Annotated in this window: 15 protein-coding genes; 5 read left to right on the top strand and 10 right to left on the bottom strand. The window is 58.7% G+C overall.

The window, feature by feature from the left end:
* The first annotated feature begins 91 nt into the window (after positions 1-91).
* A complete protein-coding gene (locus ACIF4X_RS09665; protein ID WP_397481938.1) occupies positions 92-331 on the top strand; it encodes a hypothetical protein in 240 nt (79 codons plus the stop codon).
* 144 nt (positions 332-475) lie between these two features.
* Here ACIF4X_RS09665 and ACIF4X_RS09660 read toward each other — a convergent pair whose 3' ends face one another.
* On the bottom strand, positions 476-814 hold the full coding sequence (locus ACIF4X_RS09660) for a DUF6124 family protein (RefSeq protein ID WP_116030176.1): 339 nt from the start codon (positions 812-814) through the stop codon (positions 476-478).
* A 130-nt stretch (positions 815-944) separates the two neighbouring features.
* Here ACIF4X_RS09660 and ACIF4X_RS09655 point away from each other — a divergent pair, with 130 nt between their 5' ends.
* Complete coding sequence (locus ACIF4X_RS09655; RefSeq protein ID WP_397481937.1) at positions 945-1,604, top strand: LexA family protein; 660 nt, start codon at positions 945-947, stop codon at positions 1,602-1,604.
* A 40-nt stretch (positions 1,605-1,644) separates the two neighbouring features.
* Here the strand turns inward: ACIF4X_RS09655 and ACIF4X_RS09650 are convergent, their stop codons facing one another.
* The 4 genes from ACIF4X_RS09650 to ACIF4X_RS09635 are packed head-to-tail and all read right to left on the bottom strand — an operon-like array spanning position 1,645 to position 7,206.
* Positions 1,645-3,594: an acetyl/propionyl/methylcrotonyl-CoA carboxylase subunit alpha gene (locus tag ACIF4X_RS09650; RefSeq protein WP_397481936.1), complete on the bottom strand. Its 1,950-nt coding sequence runs from the start codon at positions 3,592-3,594 to the stop codon at positions 1,645-1,647.
* Positions 3,594-4,409 carry a gamma-carboxygeranoyl-CoA hydratase gene (locus ACIF4X_RS09645; RefSeq protein WP_099756674.1) on the bottom strand — a complete coding sequence of 272 codons (816 nt, stop codon included), beginning with the start codon at positions 4,407-4,409 and terminating at the stop codon, positions 3,594-3,596. Before ACIF4X_RS09645 ends, ACIF4X_RS09650 begins: the two co-directional genes overlap by 1 nt.
* A 13-nt stretch (positions 4,410-4,422) precedes the next feature.
* On the bottom strand, positions 4,423-6,030 hold the full coding sequence (locus ACIF4X_RS09640; protein WP_397481935.1) for a carboxyl transferase domain-containing protein: 1,608 nt from the start codon (positions 6,028-6,030) through the stop codon (positions 4,423-4,425).
* A gap of 12 nt (positions 6,031-6,042) precedes the next feature.
* Positions 6,043-7,206, bottom strand: a complete 1,164-nt coding sequence (locus tag ACIF4X_RS09635) for an isovaleryl-CoA dehydrogenase (protein ID WP_397481934.1) — start codon at positions 7,204-7,206, stop codon at positions 6,043-6,045.
* Between the two features lie 297 nt (positions 7,207-7,503).
* Between ACIF4X_RS09635 and ACIF4X_RS09630 the strand changes: the two genes are divergently transcribed.
* Positions 7,504-9,201 carry an AMP-binding protein gene (locus ACIF4X_RS09630; protein ID WP_397481933.1) on the top strand — a complete coding sequence of 566 codons (1,698 nt, stop codon included), beginning with the start codon at positions 7,504-7,506 and terminating at the stop codon, positions 9,199-9,201.
* Positions 9,202-9,868: 667 nt separating this feature from the next.
* Here ACIF4X_RS09630 and ACIF4X_RS09625 read toward each other — a convergent pair.
* The 3 genes from ACIF4X_RS09625 to ACIF4X_RS09615 form a co-directional block, all read right to left on the bottom strand.
* Positions 9,869-10,768 (bottom strand): hydroxymethylglutaryl-CoA lyase, encoded by a 900-nt coding sequence (locus ACIF4X_RS09625; RefSeq protein ID WP_397481932.1) that lies wholly within the window; start codon positions 10,766-10,768, stop codon positions 9,869-9,871.
* 147 nt (positions 10,769-10,915) lie between these two features.
* Entirely contained in the window at positions 10,916-11,314 is a 399-nt protein-coding gene (locus tag ACIF4X_RS09620) for a MerR family DNA-binding transcriptional regulator (protein ID WP_007917234.1), read from the bottom strand.
* Positions 11,315-11,465: 151 nt separating this feature from the next.
* On the bottom strand, positions 11,466-12,401 hold the full coding sequence (locus tag ACIF4X_RS09615; protein WP_007917233.1) for a LysR family transcriptional regulator: 936 nt from the start codon (positions 12,399-12,401) through the stop codon (positions 11,466-11,468).
* A 171-nt stretch (positions 12,402-12,572) separates the two neighbouring features.
* On the opposite strand from ACIF4X_RS09615, the gene ACIF4X_RS09610 reads away from it, so the two are divergent.
* On the top strand, positions 12,573-13,802 hold the full coding sequence (locus ACIF4X_RS09610; protein ID WP_242207594.1) for an acyl-CoA dehydrogenase: 1,230 nt from the start codon (positions 12,573-12,575) through the stop codon (positions 13,800-13,802).
* 144 nt (positions 13,803-13,946) lie between these two features.
* Here ACIF4X_RS09610 and ACIF4X_RS09605 read toward each other — a convergent pair whose 3' ends face one another.
* A complete protein-coding gene (locus ACIF4X_RS09605) occupies positions 13,947-15,281 on the bottom strand; it encodes a substrate-binding domain-containing protein (protein WP_397481931.1) in 1,335 nt (444 codons plus the stop codon).
* 151 nt (positions 15,282-15,432) lie between these two features.
* Positions 15,433-16,245 carry an exodeoxyribonuclease III gene (gene xthA, locus ACIF4X_RS09600; RefSeq protein WP_397481930.1) on the bottom strand — a complete coding sequence of 271 codons (813 nt, stop codon included), beginning with the start codon at positions 16,243-16,245 and terminating at the stop codon, positions 15,433-15,435.
* Between the two features lie 302 nt (positions 16,246-16,547).
* Between xthA and ACIF4X_RS09595 the strand changes: the two genes are divergently transcribed.
* On the top strand, positions 16,548-17,198 hold the full coding sequence (locus ACIF4X_RS09595; RefSeq protein ID WP_141129139.1) for an N-acetyltransferase: 651 nt from the start codon (positions 16,548-16,550) through the stop codon (positions 17,196-17,198).
* Positions 17,199-17,206 lie beyond the last annotated feature (8 nt).

The raw sequence follows: 17,206 nt of genomic DNA, 5'->3' as shown, positions 1-17,206 counted from the left end.
ATTCCTGAATATGATTTTTATGGCCGTTACTGTACACGCAGGCAGGGCTGAAACCGAGGGGAATTGCGGGGTGTGGCGGGGGGCGTCCTCCATGACGCGCAAGCAGCTTAGAGACTGTGCGATTGATTCTCAAGTGCTAATTGTCATTAGTTTGCCCCAATGTGGCGGGGTCCGGCTTGCCAAGCGATATTCTTTTGATATTATCCGCGCCATCGAATTTGCAGCACCTGAAGACTTCATTAGCCTGAAGCCACAAGCCCGAAAAACGGGCAAAAAAAAGACCCGGCAAAAAGCCGGGTCAAAAACCGTGATTAGCCTGATGAGGAGATAGTCCAGAAGACCGACCTAAGGTCTCTGGTCCATCGACTGATCTCGCGACCAGCTGCTTGCAATAATAATCATTATCATTTGCAAGTCAAATGTTTTTATCTGCGCGATGGGAAAATTCTTTCCCGTCCGTCCGCACTCCCGTTCCTCAGGCTTCATCGCCATCGAGCGAATGGTCGACCATCGCCCGCGCCATATCCACCATGTGCACCACTGAAAACGCCAGATCGCGACTTGCGCCTTGCAGGTTTTCGGCTGCCTTGAACGCAGTGGCCGCTGCACAGCGCAGCAAGTCCGACGCATGCACCAGAGCTTCTTCGCCACTGAGATGGCGCCTGACATCGAAAAAACGTTCGTCGACCGCCGGTTCTGACACAGCTGGTTTCAAGTAATAGTCCAGCGCTCGCTGCGCCGCCGCATTCCCTTGGGGCGAGGTGAAGGTGGTGTCCATTTGCAGGTCGGGCAAGTCTTTGCTGCTGATATTCATGATGAAGAGGCACTCCTTGGTCGATTGAAAATCCGTGCCTTCAGAATAGTACTCTGTGTAGTTGTGACCAGAATTTAAATACTACAATATGTGTTTTGCTGGCCGAAGGCGTCGACGTAAGGTGCTGCACATGGATAAATGGATTGAGTTGGTCAAGGCCAAGATGAGTGAACTCAAAATCACTCAAACAGAGCTCGGAGAGCGCGTCGGCATGTCCCAGGGCGGGATCGGCCATTGGCTGAACAAGCGTCGCGAACCCGGCATCACTGAAATGAACCGCGTGTTGCAGGCGCTGGGCATGGATTTCCTCGAAGTGGTGCTGGTGATCCGTGAACCGCAAGCAATGGCGGAAGACGAGATGCCGCTGGCGCAGAAGTACAACCCGTACTTCCGTTACCCTGTCAGCGATTGGCAGACGACGTGCGAGGTGCGCGAAAACGATCCGGCGTCCTACGCCAAGGCGTCCGGCAAGCAGCGTTTCGAACTGACGGATTACCACGCGCGTGGCCCGGCGTTCTGGTTGACGGTGACAGGGGATTCAATGACCGCCCCCAGTGGCCAGAGCATCGCCGAAGGCATGCTGATTCTGGTCGACCCGGCAGCGGAGGCGGTGCCAGGCAAACTGGTGATCGCCCAGTGGTCCGACAGTCCTGAAGCGATTTTTCGCAAACTCGACGAAGAGGGCGGCCAGCGTTACCTGGTGCCGCTCAATCCGACGTGGCCGAAGGCCCTGCTGACCGATGAGTGTCGAATCATCGGTGTTGTGGTTCAGGCAACGGCGCGTTACTAGTCAGATCGATCCTCGCCAGGCGTAGGATCGATCCTTACATTCACACTTCTTCCAGTTCAACCAAAGCGCTGCCTTCGCCAACCATTTCACCTTCCTGGCAATACAGTGCTTTGATCACCCCGGCATGCGGCGCACGGATGCTGTGCTCCATCTTCATTGCTTCCAGCACCACCAGTTGAGCACCGGCCTCGACCGATTGCCCGGCCTCGACCAGCACACGGACAATGCTGCCATTCATCGGCGCAGTCAGGCCACCCTGATGACTGTGACTGGCTTCGACGGCACTGATCGGGTCATGCATCTCGATGCGCCGCAACTCACCTTCCCATTGCAAATAAAGCGAATCACCTTGGCGGATAGCCCGCAACGTACGACGTATGCCCTCGTGCTCGACGATAAGTGCTTCGCCGGCCAGTCTGGCGTGGTCAGCGGCACGCAACGTCAAAGCGCGATCCTGCCCCTCACAACTCAAATGCAGGGTGATTTCCCGTGGCAGTCCCGCACGCAAACCGCTGTTGAGTGACCATGGCGAAGCAGGGTCATCCTGGCGTGCCAACTGCGGCAGGCTCTGCGCCACCGCCTGAGCAGCCGCGTTCCAGAACGCATCGCTCAACGCGCTCGGAGCAGGCAGCAACTGCTCCTGATAACGCGGAATAAACCCGGTATCCAGTTCTCCCGACGCGAACGCAGGATGCCCGATGATCCGCCGCAAAAAGTTGATGTTGGTTTTCAAACCGCCGATCGCAAACTCGTCGAGCATGCTCAACAAGCGCAACCTGGCCTGCTCACGGTCCTCGCCCCAGGCAATCAGCTTGCCAAGCATCGGGTCGTAGAACGGCGAAATTTCATCGCCTTCTTCGACCCCGCTATCAACGCGGCGCCCCGGCCCTTGCGCCGATTCGCGATACAACGCCAAACGCCCGGTCGCCGGCAGAAAATCATTCGCAGGGTCTTCGGCGTACAAGCGCACTTCAATCGCATGACCGTTTAATGGCACTTGATCCTGGGTGATCGGCAATGCTTCACCACGGGCAACGCGGATCTGCCAGGCGACCAGGTCCAGTCCGGTGATGGCCTCGGTTACAGGGTGCTCGACCTGTAGTCGCGTGTTCATCTCCATAAAGAAGAATTCGCCGCGCGCATCCAGCAAAAACTCCACCGTACCGGCGCCGACATAGCCGATTGCTTGCGCTGAACGCACGGCCGCTTCGCCCATGGCGCGGCGCAGTTCCGGGGACAGGCCCGGTGCCGGTGCTTCTTCGACGACTTTCTGATGGCGTCGTTGAATCGAGCAATCACGCTCGTTGAGGTACAGGCAGTTGCCATGTTGATCGGCGAACACCTGGATTTCCACGTGACGCGGTTTGAGCAGGTATTTCTCCACCAGCATCCGCGAATCGCCGAACGACGACTGCGCTTCACGCTGAGCGGAGGCGAGGGCTTCGGCCAGTTGGCTGACGTCCTCGACTACTTTCATGCCTTTGCCTCCGCCGCCGGCCGTGGCTTTCAGCAGCACCGGATAACCGATGCGTTCGCAGGCATCGCGGAAGGTGTCGAGATCCTGTGCTTCGCCGTGATAACCCGGTACCAAAGGCACACCGGCGGTTTCCATCAACGCTTTGGCCGCGGACTTGCTGCCCATGGCATCGATGGCGGAGGCGGGCGGGCCGAGGAAAATCAGCCCGGCGGCTTCGATGGCGCGGGCGAAGCCGGCGTTTTCCGAGAGAAACCCGTAACCCGGATGAATCGCCTGAGCGCCGCTGGCCTTGGCCGCTGCGATCAATTTGTCGATTTGCAGATAACTGTCGGCCGCTTTGCTGCCACCGAGGTCGACGCGGATGTCCGCTTCACGACTGTGCCGCGCCTCACGGTCGGTGGCGCTGTGCACCGCAACGGTGGTCAGACCCAAGGCTTTGGCGGTGCGCATCACGCGGCAAGCGATTTCGCCACGGTTGGCCACCAGCAGGGTGGTGAGAACGGGTGCGCTCATCAACGCGGCTCCTTGGTGGTGGTTGCGGCTTGCCAGCTCGGCGGACGTTTTTGCAGAAAGGCGCGCAAGCCTTCCTGGCCTTCAGGGCTGACGCGGATACGGGCGATGGCATTTTCGGTGTAGCGACGCAACGCAGGTGTTAACGCGCCATTGCCGACTTCACGCAGCAAATCCTTGCTGGCGCGCATGGCGGCGGGGCTGTTGAGTAACAGGTTGTTGATCCACTGTTCGACTTGTTGATCAAGTTCGGCGGCTGGATAGCTCTCGGACAATAAACCGATTTCCCGTGCGCGTTGGCCGCCAAAACGTTCGGCGGTCAGCGCATAACGCCGCGCCGCGCGCTCGCCGATAGCCTGTACAACGAACGGGCTGATGACCGCCGGCGCCAGGCCGATGCGCACTTCCGACAGGCAGAACTGCGCATCATCGGCGCCAATCGCCATGTCGCAGCAACTGATCAGCCCCAATGCGCCGCCAAACGCCGCACCTTGCACCACGGCGACGGTGGGAATTTTCAGTTTGGCGAGGTTGTACATCAGTTCCGCCAGTTCGCGGGCGTCATCGAGATTGGTGTGATAGTCGAGCTCGGCCGATTGCTGCATCCACGCCAGGTCAGCGCCAGCGCTGAAATGCTTGCCACGGCCGCGCACCAGCAGGAAACGCAGGCTGGCGTCGCTGGCGACTTTGTCCAATGCAAGGATCAGTTCGCGGATCATCTCGGCGTTAAACGCGTTGTTCTTTTCGGCGCGGTTGAGCCACAGCGTCGCGAAACCCCGTGGGTCGCTTTGCAGTTCGAGGGTGTTGAAGTCGCTCATGAGATTCTCCCGATCACATCCGGAACACGCCGAAGCGGCTCGGTTCGATTGGCGCGTTCAGCGACGCGGACAGGGCCAGGGCCAGCACATCGCGGGTTTGCGCCGGGTCGATGACGCCGTCGTCCCACAGGCGTGCGCTGGAATAGTAAGGGTGACCCTGCTCTTCGTATTGGTCGAGAATCGGTTGTTTGATCTCGGCTTCCTGCTCGGCACTGAACGCCTGACCGCTACGCTCAGCCTGTTCGCGTTTGACTTGTACCAATACGCCGGCTGCCTGTTCGGCGCCCATCACGCCGATGCGCGCATTCGGCCACATCCACAGGAAACGCGGATCGTAAGCGCGCCCGCACATGCCGTAGTTACCGGCGCCGAAGCTGCCGCCGATGATCACGGTGAATTTCGGCACTTTCGCGCAAGCAACGGCTGTTACCAGTTTCGCGCCGTGCTTGGCGATGCCGCCGGCTTCGTATTTCTGGCCGACCATGAAGCCAGTGATGTTTTGCAGGAACAACAGCGGAATGCCGCGCTGGCAGGCCAGTTCGATAAAGTGCGCACCTTTCTGCGCGGCTTCGGCGAAGAGGATGCCGTTGTTCGCCAGAATCGCGATCGGATAACCGTGCAGGTGTGCAAAGCCACAGACCAGCGTGGTGCCGAACAGCGCTTTGAATTCATCGAACACCGAACCGTCGACCAGTCGCGCAATCACTTCGCGCACATCGAACGGCTGTTTGGCGTCGGCCGAGACCACGCCATACAACTCATCGCTGGCGTACAGCGGCGCAATCGGAGCGCGCTGTTGCAGTTCACCGAGCTTGCGCCAGTTGAGGTTGGCGACGCTGCGGCGGGCGAGGGCGAGGGCATGTTCGTCGCTCTCGGCGTAATGGTCGGCGACCCCGGAAATCTTGCAGTGCACATCGGCACCACCCAGATCCTCGGCGCTGACCACTTCACCGGTCGCGGCTTTCACCAGCGGCGGGCCGGCGAGGAAAATCGTCGCCTGATTGCGCACCATGATCGCTTCATCCGCCATTGCCGGCACATACGCACCGCCGGCGGTGCAGGAGCCCATGACCACGGCGATTTGCGGAATGCCCATCGCGCTCATGTTGGCCTGGTTGAAGAAGATCCGCCCGAAGTGCTCACGATCCGGAAACACTTCGTCCTGACGCGGCAGGTTGGCGCCGCCGGAGTCCACCAGATAAATACACGGCAGACGGTTCTGCTGAGCGATGGTTTGTGCGCGTAGATGTTTTTTCACTGTCAGCGGGTAGTACGACCCCCCCTTCACCGTCGCATCATTGGCGACGATCATGCATTCGACGCCTTCAATCCGACCAATCCCGGCAATCACACCAGCGGCAGGAACCTCTTCGCCATACACGGCGTGGGCGGCCAATTGGCTGATTTCCAGAAACGGCGAGCCTGGATCGAGCAAGCGGTTGATGCGCTCACGTGGCAGCAGTTTGCCGCGCGAGGTGTGGCGTTCCTGGGCTTTCGCGCCGCCACCCTGCGCCACTTGGGCGAGCAGGGTATGCAGGGCGTCGACCTGTTTGAGCATCGCCGCACTGTTGGCGGCGAACTCCGCTGAACGGGGATTGAGCTGAGTGTGCAAGGTAGCCATGGCCAGCTCCGTTTAGCGGGTTTCGTTGAACAGTTCGCGACCGATCAGCATGCGACGGATCTCACTGGTGCCGGCGCCGATTTCGTACAACTTGGCATCACGCAACAGACGACCCGCCGGGAATTCGTTGATGTAACCGTTACCGCCGAGAATCTGGATCGCATCGAGGGCCATTTGCGTGGCGCGCTCAGCGGTATAGAGGATTACTCCGGCGGCATCCTTGCGCGTGGTTTCGCCACGTTCGCAAGCCTGGGCAACCGCATACAGATAGGCGCGACTGGCATTGAGTTGGGTGTACATGTCGGCGACCTTGCCCTGGATTAGCTGGAACTCGCCGATACTTTGGCCGAACTGCTTGCGGTCGTGGATGTACGGCACGATCAGGTCCATGCACGACTGCATGATCCCGGTTGGGCCGCCGGACAGCACGACGCGCTCGTAATCGAGGCCGCTCATCAGCACTTTCACACCGCCGTTTAGCACGCCGAGTATGTTTTCTTCCGGCACTTCAACGTCATCGAAGAACAGCTCGCAGGTGTTGGAGCCGCGCATGCCGAGCTTGTCGAACTTGTTGCTGCGGCTGAAGCCTTTCCAGTCGCGCTCGACGATGAATGCGGTGATGCCGTGGGGGCCTTTTTCCAGATCGGTCTTGGCGTAGATAACGTAGGTGTTGGCGTCAGGGCCGTTGGTGATCCAGGTTTTGCTGCCGTTGAGGACGAAGCGGTCGCCGCGTTTGTCGGCGCGCAGTTTCATTGAAACCACGTCGGAACCGGCGTTTGGCTCGCTCATCGCCAGCGCGCCGACATGTTCGCCACTGATCAGCTTTGGCAGGTATTTGGATTTCTGTTCGTGGTTGCCGTTGCGGTTGATCTGGTTGACGCAGAGGTTGGAGTGCGCGCCGTAGGACAACGCCACCGAGGCCGAGCCACGGCTGATTTCTTCCATCGCCACCACGTGTGCCAGGTAACCAAGGCCAGCGCCGCCGTACTCTTCCGGCACGGTGATGCCGAGCAGGCCCATGTCGCCGAATTTGCGCCACATGTCGGCGGGGAACAGGTTGTCGCTGTCGATCTGCGCGGCGCGCGGAGCGATTTCCTTGCCGACAAAGGACTGAACCTGATCGCGCAGCATGTCGATGGTTTCACCGAGGGCGAAGTTCAGGGATGGATAGCTCATGGGGCACCTTTTGGCTTTTTTGTAGGGTGGGGAGGGCGGTCACTCGGCTCTCACCTTTACGTTAACGTAAGCTCGCGGCGAATGACTGTCAATCACCCTTTACGTTAACGTCAACTTAGGCGAGAGTAAGGGCAGTTCAAGATTGAAACGGAGTAGACCTTGGGGGAGCGAGCTTGCTCGCGAAAGCGTCAGATCGGTCAACATGGATGTTGAATCCGCTGGCCTCTTCGCGAGCAAGCTCGCTCCCACAGGCGTTAAATCCGGCAAAACCCACTAATAAAGACAATAGGGGTCGTCATGGATCAACCCAGTGCAAACCCGCAGCGCAGCTATACCCGTGGTTCTCAGGACAAAGCCTTGCTGGCGATGACCATCGGGCAGAAGTTCGATCAGACCGTCGCGCAATATCCCGACGGCGAAGCGCTGGTGGTGCGCCATCAGCAGTTGCGTTATTCCTGGCGACAACTGGCCGATGCGGTGGATCTGCACGCCAGAGCGCTGCTCGCTCTGGGTTTGCAAGCGGGGGATCGCCTCGGTATCTGGGCACCGAACTGCGCGCAGTGGTGCATCACGCAAGTCGCCACTGCAAAAATCGGCGTGATCCTGGTCAACATCAACCCGGCCTACCGCAGTTCCGAACTTGAATACGTACTTAAACAATCCGGCTGCCAATGGCTGGTCTGCGCCGGGGCATTCAAGTCCTCCAACTACCACGGCATGTTGCAGGGACTGGTGCCGGAACTGGCCGAGCAATCCATCGGCCAATTACGCAGCGAACGTCTACCGGAATTGCGCGGGGTGATCAGCCTCGATGCGCAGCCACCGTCAGGTTTTCTGCCGTGGTCGCAATTGGCCGACCTTGCAGCCAGCGTTTCCCTCGAACAACTAAACGAACGCAGCAGCAGCCTGCACTTCGATCAACCGGTGAACATTCAGTACACCTCCGGCACCACCGGTTTTCCCAAGGGCGCGACCCTCAGCCACTACAACATCCTCAACAACGGTTACATGGTCGGCGAGAGCATTGGCCTGACGCCGCATGACCGGCTGGTGATCCCGGTGCCGCTGTATCACTGCTTCGGCATGGTCATGGGCAACCTCGGCTGTATCACCCACGGCAGCACGATGATTTACCCCAACGATGCCTTCGATCCATTGCTGACCCTGCAAACCGTCGCCGCAGAAAAAGCCACCGGCCTCTACGGCGTGCCGACCATGTTCATCGCCATGCTCGACCAGCCACAGCGCGGCGAATTCGATCTGTCGAGCTTGCGCACCGGGATCATGGCGGGTGCCACGTGCCCGATCGAAGTGATGCGCCGGGTCATCAGCGAGATGCACATGAGCGAAGTGCAAATTGCTTACGGCATGACCGAAACCAGCCCGGTGTCACTGCAAACCGGGCCGAACGATGAGCTGGAACTGCGCGTGACCACCGTCGGCCGCACGCAGCCACAACTGGAAAGCAAGATCATCGACGAAGCCGGAAACCTCGTGCCACGCGGCACCATCGGCGAGCTGTGCACTCGCGGTTACAGCGTGATGCTCGGCTATTGGAGCAATCCGCAGGCCACCGCCGAAGCCATCGATGAAGCGGGCTGGATGCACACCGGTGACCTGGCGAGCATGAACGAGGAGGGTTACGTCAACATCGCCGGGCGCAACAAGGACATGATCATTCGTGGCGGCGAGAATGTTTACCCGCGTGAGCTGGAAGAGTTTTTCTTCAACCATCCGGCCGTGGCGGATGTTCAGGTGATCGGCATACCGTGTTCGCGTTACGGCGAGGAGATTGTTGCCTGGATCAAATTTCACCCCGGCCACAACGCTTCCGAACTGGAACTGCAAACCTGGTGCAAGGAGCGCATCGCGCACTTCAAGACGCCACGGCACTTCAAGTTCGTCGAAGAGTTTCCGATGACGGTGACGGGCAAGATTCAGAAATTCAGGATGCGTGAAATAAGTATCGAAGAGTTAAAAACAATCGAACGGTAACCACCATCCCTGTGGGAGCTGGCTTGCCAGCGATGGCGTCAGGTCAGCCAGCATCTATGTCGATTGGTCTACCGCAATCGCTGGCAAGCCAGCTCCCACAATGTTTCGTATGATTTTTTAAGGAATCACAGAAAGCACAAAGGGGAGCCGAGGCTCCCCTTTAATTTTGTCGTCGCGTGCTCTTTTTTATTATTGAGGGTCGGTCTGTTGTTGTTTTTGGCAACCGTGGCCCTTTACCGCTGTTTTTGGCGACCCCCATCCGGGGTCAAGAGCAAACGTATTTTTTTGAGCGCTGATCTGCTTTCTCGCTAAGCGATCCAACCGATTCGGGAGCTACCTGAAGGTAGTTTTATTGTTCTCTGCCCGGTTGCGGGTCACTCCTGAGAGCACCCTGAAAAGCACACCTTCTCCAAAAAAATCTGTTAGCTGCGTCTCTGCCGTGTTGTTTTTGTTATGTCAGAGTCGGTACGTCTTATTTTTATTGGTTTGCTGCTTTTTATTCTTGTTATGCCATAGAGATAGCATTACGCGTGCCAACTTTAAAAAAACCTTATAAATCAATGATTTGAAAATTTTCAGGATTTTTCGATCAGGCGAAACCAGACAATTTGTTTCCGTGTTACTCGCTTCAGCCCACATTCCAGACTCATCGGTAACACCTTCCCCCTCACTGTGCGCTGCGAGCCTTGGCTACGCGCGAACCGTTCGGACGACCCAGCACCGCGCTGATCTGCTGACCCGCGGCAATCAAGGTGTCCAGGTCGATTCCTGTCTCGATGCCTAGGCCGTTGAGCAGGTACACCACATCTTCAGTCGCAACGTTACCGCTCGCGCCTTTGGCGTACGGGCAGCCGCCAAGGCCCGCGATAGAGCTGTCGAATACTGAAATGCCTTCAAGCAGACTGGCATAGATATTGGCCATGGCCTGACCGTAGGTGTCGTGGAAATGCCCGGCAAGCTTGTCGCGCGGAACCTGCGCCGACACCACTTCAAACAAGCGGCGAGTCGCGCCCGCCGTGCCAGTGCCGATGGTGTCGCCCAGCGAAACCTCGTAGCAGCCCATCGCATACAACTCGCGCGCGACCATCGCCACTTGCTCTGGGGCGACCGTGCCTTCGTACGGGCAACCGAGCACACAGGACACGTAACCGCGCACGGTAACGCCATGCTGTTGCGCTGCCTCCAGGATCGGCGCAAAGCGCGCCAGGCTTTCGCTGATCGAGCAGTTGATGTTGCGTTGCGAGAAGGCTTCGGAGGCAGCGGCGAACACCGCGACTTCCTTGACGCCAGCGGCGATGGCGTCTTCGAAGCCGCGCAGGTTCGGCGCGAGAGCACCGTAGGTCACGCCGGGTTTGCGCTGGATTTGTGCGAACACCTCGGCGGAACCGGCCATTTGCGGCACCCATTTGGGCGAAACGAAACTGCCGACTTCTATATAGCCAAGGCCGGCGGCGCTGAGGGCGTCGACCAGTTGCACCTTGTCGGCGACGCTGATCGGCTGGGCTTCGTTCTGCAGGCCATCGCGCGGGCCGACTTCAATCAGGCGTACTTGGGAGGGGAGGGACATGGGCTGACCTGCTGATTATCTTGAATTCATGGATAACCCTGTGGGAGCGGGCTTGCTCGCGAATGCAATCTGTCATTCAACATCTATGGTGATTGACCCGGCGCATTCGCGAGCAGGCTCGCTCCCACAGGGGATTTGTTTTGTTTGTCAGATCGCCTGCTGGCTCTTGAGCGTTTGCTCCAGCGCCTGCACGCAACGCTCTTCGGCGGTATCCAGCTCGAGCTTCATCTGCTCAATGTCGAGCAACTGCTGCTCCAATTGTTCGCGGCGCTCAGTGATTTTCGCCAGCATGCTGTTGAGCTGTTTGGTGTTACCGCTGGACGGGTCGTAGAGTTCGATCAATTCGCGGCATTCGGCCAGCGAAAAACCGATGCGCTTGCCGCGCAGGATCAGCTTCAGGCTAACCTTGTCGCGGGGCGAATAGATGCGTTCCTGGCCACGGCGCTCAGGGCTGAGCAGGCCTTGCTCTTCATAAAAGCGGATCGCCCGGGTGGTGATGTCCAGCTCGCGGGCGAGGTCGGAGATGCTGTAAGTCTGGCTGCTCATGGAAGCGCTCGAAAAAAGGTCTTGGCGCTAAGCTAATGGCAGGTTGACGTTTACGTCAAGCAAGAAAAAGATCGCAGCCTTCGGCAGCTCCTACAGGGGCATGGATTCCAAATGTAGGAGCTGCCGAAGGCTGCGATCTTTTGATCTTTCCTTACACCACCTGCTTATCGAGCTTCTTCTCCTGCGCCGTCACCTGCTGGCACAACTCGATCATCTGTTCGCGCATCCAGCGATTCGCCGGGTCCTGATCGGTGCTTTCATGCCAATACAAATGCGTCTCCACCGGCGGCACATCATTCACTGGCAGATTAAACGCCTGCAGCTCATGGCGACGGGCAAAGCGCTCCGGCACGGTCATCACCATATCCGTCTGCTGCATCACCTGCGACGCCATCAGATAGTGCTGCGAGCGCAAGGCAATCTTGCGCTGAATGCCCATTTTGCCCAGCGCCAGATCGACATACCCCAGGCCACTGCGCCGGCTGGAAATATGGATATGCGTCAGCGACAAATAATCATCCAGTGAAAGCTTTTCCTTGCCCGCCATTGGATGACCTTTGCGCATCGCGCAGACGTAACGGTCTTCCATCAGCTTGACGTGGCGCACCTGCGGGTCGGTGTTGAGCGGCGCATCCACGGCGAAATCCAGACGCCCGGCGGCCAGTTCCTTGGTGGTTTCGCGACGTTTTGACAGGAAACTTTCGATGATCACCGTCGGCGCCAGGCGGCGCAGACGCTGGAACAGCGGCGGTAGAATCACCGCCTCGGTGAGGTCGGTCATGCTGATGCGGTAGGTCTTCACCGCTTGCGCCGGGTTGAAAATGCGGCTTTCCTGAACCGACACGCGCAGCAGCGACAGCGCGTTGCGCACCGGGCCGATGATGTTCTGCGCCATCGGCGTCGGCACCATGCCCTGCGCCGTGCGCACGAACAGCGGATCGTTGAAGGTCTCGCGCAACCGTGCCAGAGCGTTGGACACCGCCGGCTGGGTGATGCCGACAATCTGCCCGGCGCGGGTCAGGTTGGCTTCGGTGTAAATCGCGTCGAAGACGATGAAAAGGTTGAGGTCGACCTTACTCAGATTCATAACGCGGCTTCTCTTGTTATTTAGGGCGGTGTTTTGGGGGCTGGCAATCAGCCGATCATATATCGGTGATGAATGTTTATACACGCCGAGAATAGGCTAGGTAAATTATCAACGCTGTTCTAGCATCGATTGCATGACTTGAACAACCTCTGCCCAAGAAGGTAATTGATCATGGATTTCGCTTATTCGCCCAAGGTGCAAGAACTGCGTGAGCGCGTGACCGCGTTCATGGACACTTACGTTTACCCGGCCGAAGCCGTGTTCGAACGCCAGGTTGCCGAAGGCGATCGCTGGCAGCCGACGGCGATCATGGAAGAGCTCAAAGCCAAGGCCAAGGCTGAAGGTTTATGGAATCTGTTCCTGCCGGAATCGGAACTCGGTGCCGGCCTGAGCAACCTCGAATACGCGCCATTGGCAGAAATCATGGGCCGCTCGCTGCTCGGTCCGGAGCCGTTCAACTGCTCGGCGCCGGACACCGGCAACATGGAAGTGCTGGTGCGCTACGCCAACGAAGAACAGAAACAGCGCTGGCTCGAACCGCTGTTGCGCGGCGAAATCCGCTCGGCGTTCGCCATGACCGAACCCGACGTAGCTTCTTCCGATGCCACCAACATGGCCGCCCGCGCCGAGCGCAATGGTGACGAGTGGGTTATCAACGGCAAAAAATGGTGGACCTCCGGCGCCTGCGATCCGCGTTGCAAGATCCTTATTTTCATGGGCCTGAGCAATCCCGATGCACCGCGTCACGCTCAGCACTCGATGATCCTCGTGCCGGTCGATACCCCCGGGGTGAAAATCGTCCGTCCGTTGCCGGTGTTCGGTTACGACGATGCACCACACGGCCACGCCGAAGTACTGTTCGACAATGTGCGCGTACCGTACGAGAACGTTTTGCTCGGTGAAGGTCGCGGTTTCGAAATCGCACAGGGTCGTCTTGGCCCAGGCCGCATTCACCACTGCATGCGTTCAATCGGCATGGCGGAACGTGCATTGGAATTGATGTGCAAACGCTCGGTGAGCCGCACTGCATTCGGTAAGCCGCTGGCACGACTGGGCGGCAACGTCGACAAGATCGCCGATTCGCGGATGGAAATCGACATGGCACGTCTGCTGACGCTGAAAGCGGCGTACATGATGGACACCGTCGGCAATAAAGTGGCGAAGAGCGAAATCGCGCAGATCAAAGTGGTTGCGCCGAACGTCGCGCTGCGGGTGATCGACCGGGCGATCCAGATGCATGGCGGGGCTGGGGTGTCGAACGATTTCCCGCTGGCCTACATGTACGCCATGCAACGTACTTTGCGCCTGGCCGATGGCCCGGACGAAGTGCACCGTGCGGCGATCGGCAAATTCGAGATCGGCAAGTATGTGCCGAAGGAAATGCTGCGTAGCGAACGCTGATCCAGCACCGCGTTATCGTTCATCGCTGGCAAGCCAGCTCCCACAGTGTCCGAGTCGTACACAAAATTCATGTACGCTCAAAAAACCTGTGGGAGCTGGCTTGCCAGCGATGACGTAAGCAGGTTCAACACATCAACATCAGGCTTAATACACCCAAACCTCAACCCGCCGATTCTTGATCCGTCCCTCATCCACATTGTTCGCCGCCACCGGCATCAACGCGCCAAAGCCGCGAACCTCACGCAGCACCACGCCGTTCTTCACCAACTCACGCCGCACCGCCATCGCCCGCAGCTTCGACAGCAGATCTGCCCGTGCCGGGTCATCTTTGGCATCACCAAACCCAACCAATGTCACCGAGCGTTCAGTCTTGTCATGACGCTTTATATAGTCGAACACTCGTGCCAGATCCTGGCGCGCCTTGTTATCGAGATTCGCGCTGCCTTCTTCAAAGCGGAAGTTCACGGTCAGACGCTGGGCGTGACGGCTGAGGGATTGATAGCCCTCGGGCATCAGCGCGTTCGGCGCGACGGTCATCGCATGCACGGTCTGACTGATAAAGCCGCTAGCCGCCACAATCGCCTGACCCTGACGGCTTTGCGCAAACGCCACCAACGCCTGCGCCCAAGGATTGTTGCTGTCGGGTGGCAGATAGAAGAACAAACGCCGTGACAGCGGATAGTCCTCGGTGGCTATCAGGCTATTCAGCGGCAGCATCGATTGCGACGCGCCATCGGCAATCGCCACGGCTTTGGCCTGACGTACGTAGGGCAAACCGATGAAGCCAATGCCTTGCGGATCCGCGCTGACGGCGTCGGATAATTGCTCGCTGGATTCAAACCGTTTCGCGGCGCTGTTCAGACTTTTCCCACGCCTGCTAAGGACCAGTTCCTTAAACGTGTCGTAAGTACCGGACTGATCATCGCGCGCATATAAATGAATCGCACCGCCACGCCCGCCAAGATCCTCCCAGGTTTTCACTTCGCCGGCGAAGATCCGCGCCAGTTGTTCGGTGTCCAGTTGTTGGAGGGGATTGTCGGGATGAAGGATGATCGCCAGACCGTCGATGGCGATGACCTGTTCGGCGGCGGGGTTTTTCAGATCGCCCAGCGATTGCAGGGCCTGCAATTCACTGTCCTTGATCTCGCGAGAGGACGCTGCCAGATCGGCGCTGGCATTTTTCAACGCGGTGAAACCGGTACTGGAACCGTGGGCGGCGACTTCAACGATCACGCGTTTGCCTTGAGCGGTCTGCCCGACGATGCGCAATTCATTGGCGGTGTCCGGGGTTTCGCGGTGGATTTTCAGCAGGCCTTGTTCCTGCAGCAACCCTTCAACCAGCGCCGGGCCGAGTTCGGCGCCGATGGTGTTGGAACCTTGAATGCGCAGCGCGGGGCCGTTTTCAGGAAGGGGCAGGGCAGCGGCGGAAACCGATAGCCACGCACTCAAGAGAAACACGCACAGAACACGCAGGGTCATGCCGGCACCGAATCAAGCCAAGGGGATTGCCGGGGAGATTAAGTCAGGCGCATGACCAAAAGATGACAGATCAAAAGATCGCAGCCTGCGGCAGCTCCTACAGGGAATGCGTACCAATGCAGGAGCTGCCGCAGGCTGCGATCTTTTGCTTTTAGCTCAATTCAAGCCAGATCGGCGCATGGTCGGAAGGTTTTTCCATCCCGCGCAATTCATAGTCGACACCGGCGGCCTTCACCCGTGGCAACAAACCATGAGAGGCCAGAATCACATCAATCCGCAGGCCACGCTTCGGCTCATCCTCAAACCCACGGCTGCGGTAATCGAACCAGCTGAACATGTCGGTCACGTCCGGGTTCAGGTGGCGATAACTATCCGTCAGACCCCAATCCTTCAGGCGTGCCATCCACTCGCGCTCTTCCGGCAGGAAGCTGCACTTGCCGGTTTTCAGCCAGCGCTTCATGTTGTCCGGGCCAATGCCAATGTCGCAGTCTTCCGGGGAAATGTTTACATCGCCCATCACCACCACGGGCTGTTCGTTGTGGAACTGGCTTTCCAGCAACGCTTGCAGATCGCTGTAAAAACGCTGCTTGGCGGGGAATTTGGTCGGGTGGTCGCGGCTTTCACCCTGCGGGAAGTAGCCGTTCATGATCGTCACCGGCACGCCATTGGCGTCGGCGAAGGTGCCCCAGATAAAGCGGCGCTGGGCGTCTTCTTCGTCGGTGGCAAAACCTTTGTGGATCGCAATCGGTTCCTGACGCGACAACATCGCTACGCCGTAGTGACCTTTCTGGCCGTGGAAATACACGTGGTAGCCGAGGGCGCGGACTTCTTCGAGCGGGAATTGGTCGTCGTGAACCTTGGTTTCTTGTAGGCCGATGACGTCCGGCTGATGTTTTTCGATCAGCGCTGCCAGCTGATGCGGACGGGCGCGCAGTCCGTTGATGTTGAAGGAAACGATCTTCATGGTCGGCAGTCCTGGCAAAAGGGCGATGCTAGCTGACAGGGGGGAAATGGGCCAGTGTGGGAGAAATCATTTTGGTCTGTGGGATTTTTGTTGCATGGGCCGGCCCCATCGCTGGCAAGCCAGCTCCCACAGTGATTGCGGCGTCCACAAAACCTGTGGGAGCTGGCTTGCCAGCGATAGCGTGCTCCCAGTCGATGAAGATCCAAGGTTGGTCTATACCTGTGGGGAACTGTCCCACCGCCAAAAGGTTCGTACCAACAAGAGCGCCGCCACTTGGACGCGCCCCGGGGAGAATCACCGTCATGCCTGAAACCCAGACCGCCATCGCCGACATTCATATGCTCGACCGCGGCTATTCCCGCGAAGCCCGCTCGCTGCTCTATCAGGCGTATCGCCACGAGCCGACCTTCGGCTACCTGTTCGAAGCCGAGCGCCCCGGCTATGAACAACGCGTGCGGGCGACGGTGCGTGAGCTGGTCAAGCAACATTTTCTGCAGGACTTGCCCGCCATCGGCCTGCTGGTCAACGACCGCCTGATCGGCATCGCTCTGATCGCGCCGCCACAACGCCGTTTGGGCATCACTGAAAGTTGGGCCTGGCGCCTGCGCATGGTGCTCAGCACCGGTTTCCGCTGCACCCGCCGCTATCTCGAATACCATGATGCGGTTTCCGCCTGCGTGCCGACTGATTCGGTGCACATGCTGCCGCTGCTGGGGATTCACCCACAATTTCAGGGCAAGCACTTTGGCGAACAACTGCTGACGGCCGTGCACAACTGGTGCGCGGTCGACGAAACCTCGCAGGGCGTGGTACTCGACACCGGCAACCCGCGTTACCTGGAATTCTATAAAAGGCAGGGTTACCAAGAGATCGGCGAAGTTGCCGTCGGCCCGGTGCGCGAACATGTATTTTTCCACGCCAATCCGCAGGTGTTACAAACTGCAACAGCATGACAATCGAA

Source organism: Pseudomonas sp. NPDC085632 (genome assembly GCF_044541255.1).
In the GTDB taxonomy this organism is placed as follows: domain Bacteria; phylum Pseudomonadota; class Gammaproteobacteria; order Pseudomonadales; family Pseudomonadaceae; genus Aquipseudomonas.
This window is presented reverse-complemented; position numbering and strand designations above follow the sequence as displayed.

What these genes read in the sequence shown, in the direction of transcription:
- ACIF4X_RS09625 (WP_397481932.1), bottom strand. Translation starts at nt 10,768, where the DNA reads ATGTCCCTCCCCTCCCAAGTACGCCTGATTGAAGTCGGCCCGCGCGAT.
- ACIF4X_RS09665 (WP_397481938.1), top strand. Translation starts at nt 92, where the DNA reads ATGACGCGCAAGCAGCTTAGAGACTGTGCGATTGATTCTCAAGTGCTA.
- ACIF4X_RS09595 (WP_141129139.1), top strand. Translation starts at nt 16,548, where the DNA reads ATGCCTGAAACCCAGACCGCCATCGCCGACATTCATATGCTCGACCGC.
- ACIF4X_RS09660 (WP_116030176.1), bottom strand. Translation starts at nt 814, where the DNA reads ATGAATATCAGCAGCAAAGACTTGCCCGACCTGCAAATGGACACCACC.
- xthA (WP_397481930.1), bottom strand. Translation starts at nt 16,245, where the DNA reads ATGAAGATCGTTTCCTTCAACATCAACGGACTGCGCGCCCGTCCGCAT.
- ACIF4X_RS09615 (WP_007917233.1), bottom strand. Translation starts at nt 12,401, where the DNA reads ATGAATCTGAGTAAGGTCGACCTCAACCTTTTCATCGTCTTCGACGCG.
- ACIF4X_RS09635 (WP_397481934.1), bottom strand. Translation starts at nt 7,206, where the DNA reads ATGAGCTATCCATCCCTGAACTTCGCCCTCGGTGAAACCATCGACATG.
- ACIF4X_RS09610 (WP_242207594.1), top strand. Translation starts at nt 12,573, where the DNA reads ATGGATTTCGCTTATTCGCCCAAGGTGCAAGAACTGCGTGAGCGCGTG.
- ACIF4X_RS09605 (WP_397481931.1), bottom strand. Translation starts at nt 15,281, where the DNA reads ATGACCCTGCGTGTTCTGTGCGTGTTTCTCTTGAGTGCGTGGCTATCG.
- ACIF4X_RS09630 (WP_397481933.1), top strand. Translation starts at nt 7,504, where the DNA reads ATGGATCAACCCAGTGCAAACCCGCAGCGCAGCTATACCCGTGGTTCT.
- ACIF4X_RS09655 (WP_397481937.1), top strand. Translation starts at nt 945, where the DNA reads ATGGATAAATGGATTGAGTTGGTCAAGGCCAAGATGAGTGAACTCAAA.
- ACIF4X_RS09645 (WP_099756674.1), bottom strand. Translation starts at nt 4,409, where the DNA reads ATGAGCGACTTCAACACCCTCGAACTGCAAAGCGACCCACGGGGTTTC.
- ACIF4X_RS09650 (WP_397481936.1), bottom strand. Translation starts at nt 3,594, where the DNA reads ATGAGCGCACCCGTTCTCACCACCCTGCTGGTGGCCAACCGTGGCGAA.
- ACIF4X_RS09620 (WP_007917234.1), bottom strand. Translation starts at nt 11,314, where the DNA reads ATGAGCAGCCAGACTTACAGCATCTCCGACCTCGCCCGCGAGCTGGAC.
- ACIF4X_RS09640 (WP_397481935.1), bottom strand. Translation starts at nt 6,030, where the DNA reads ATGGCTACCTTGCACACTCAGCTCAATCCCCGTTCAGCGGAGTTCGCC.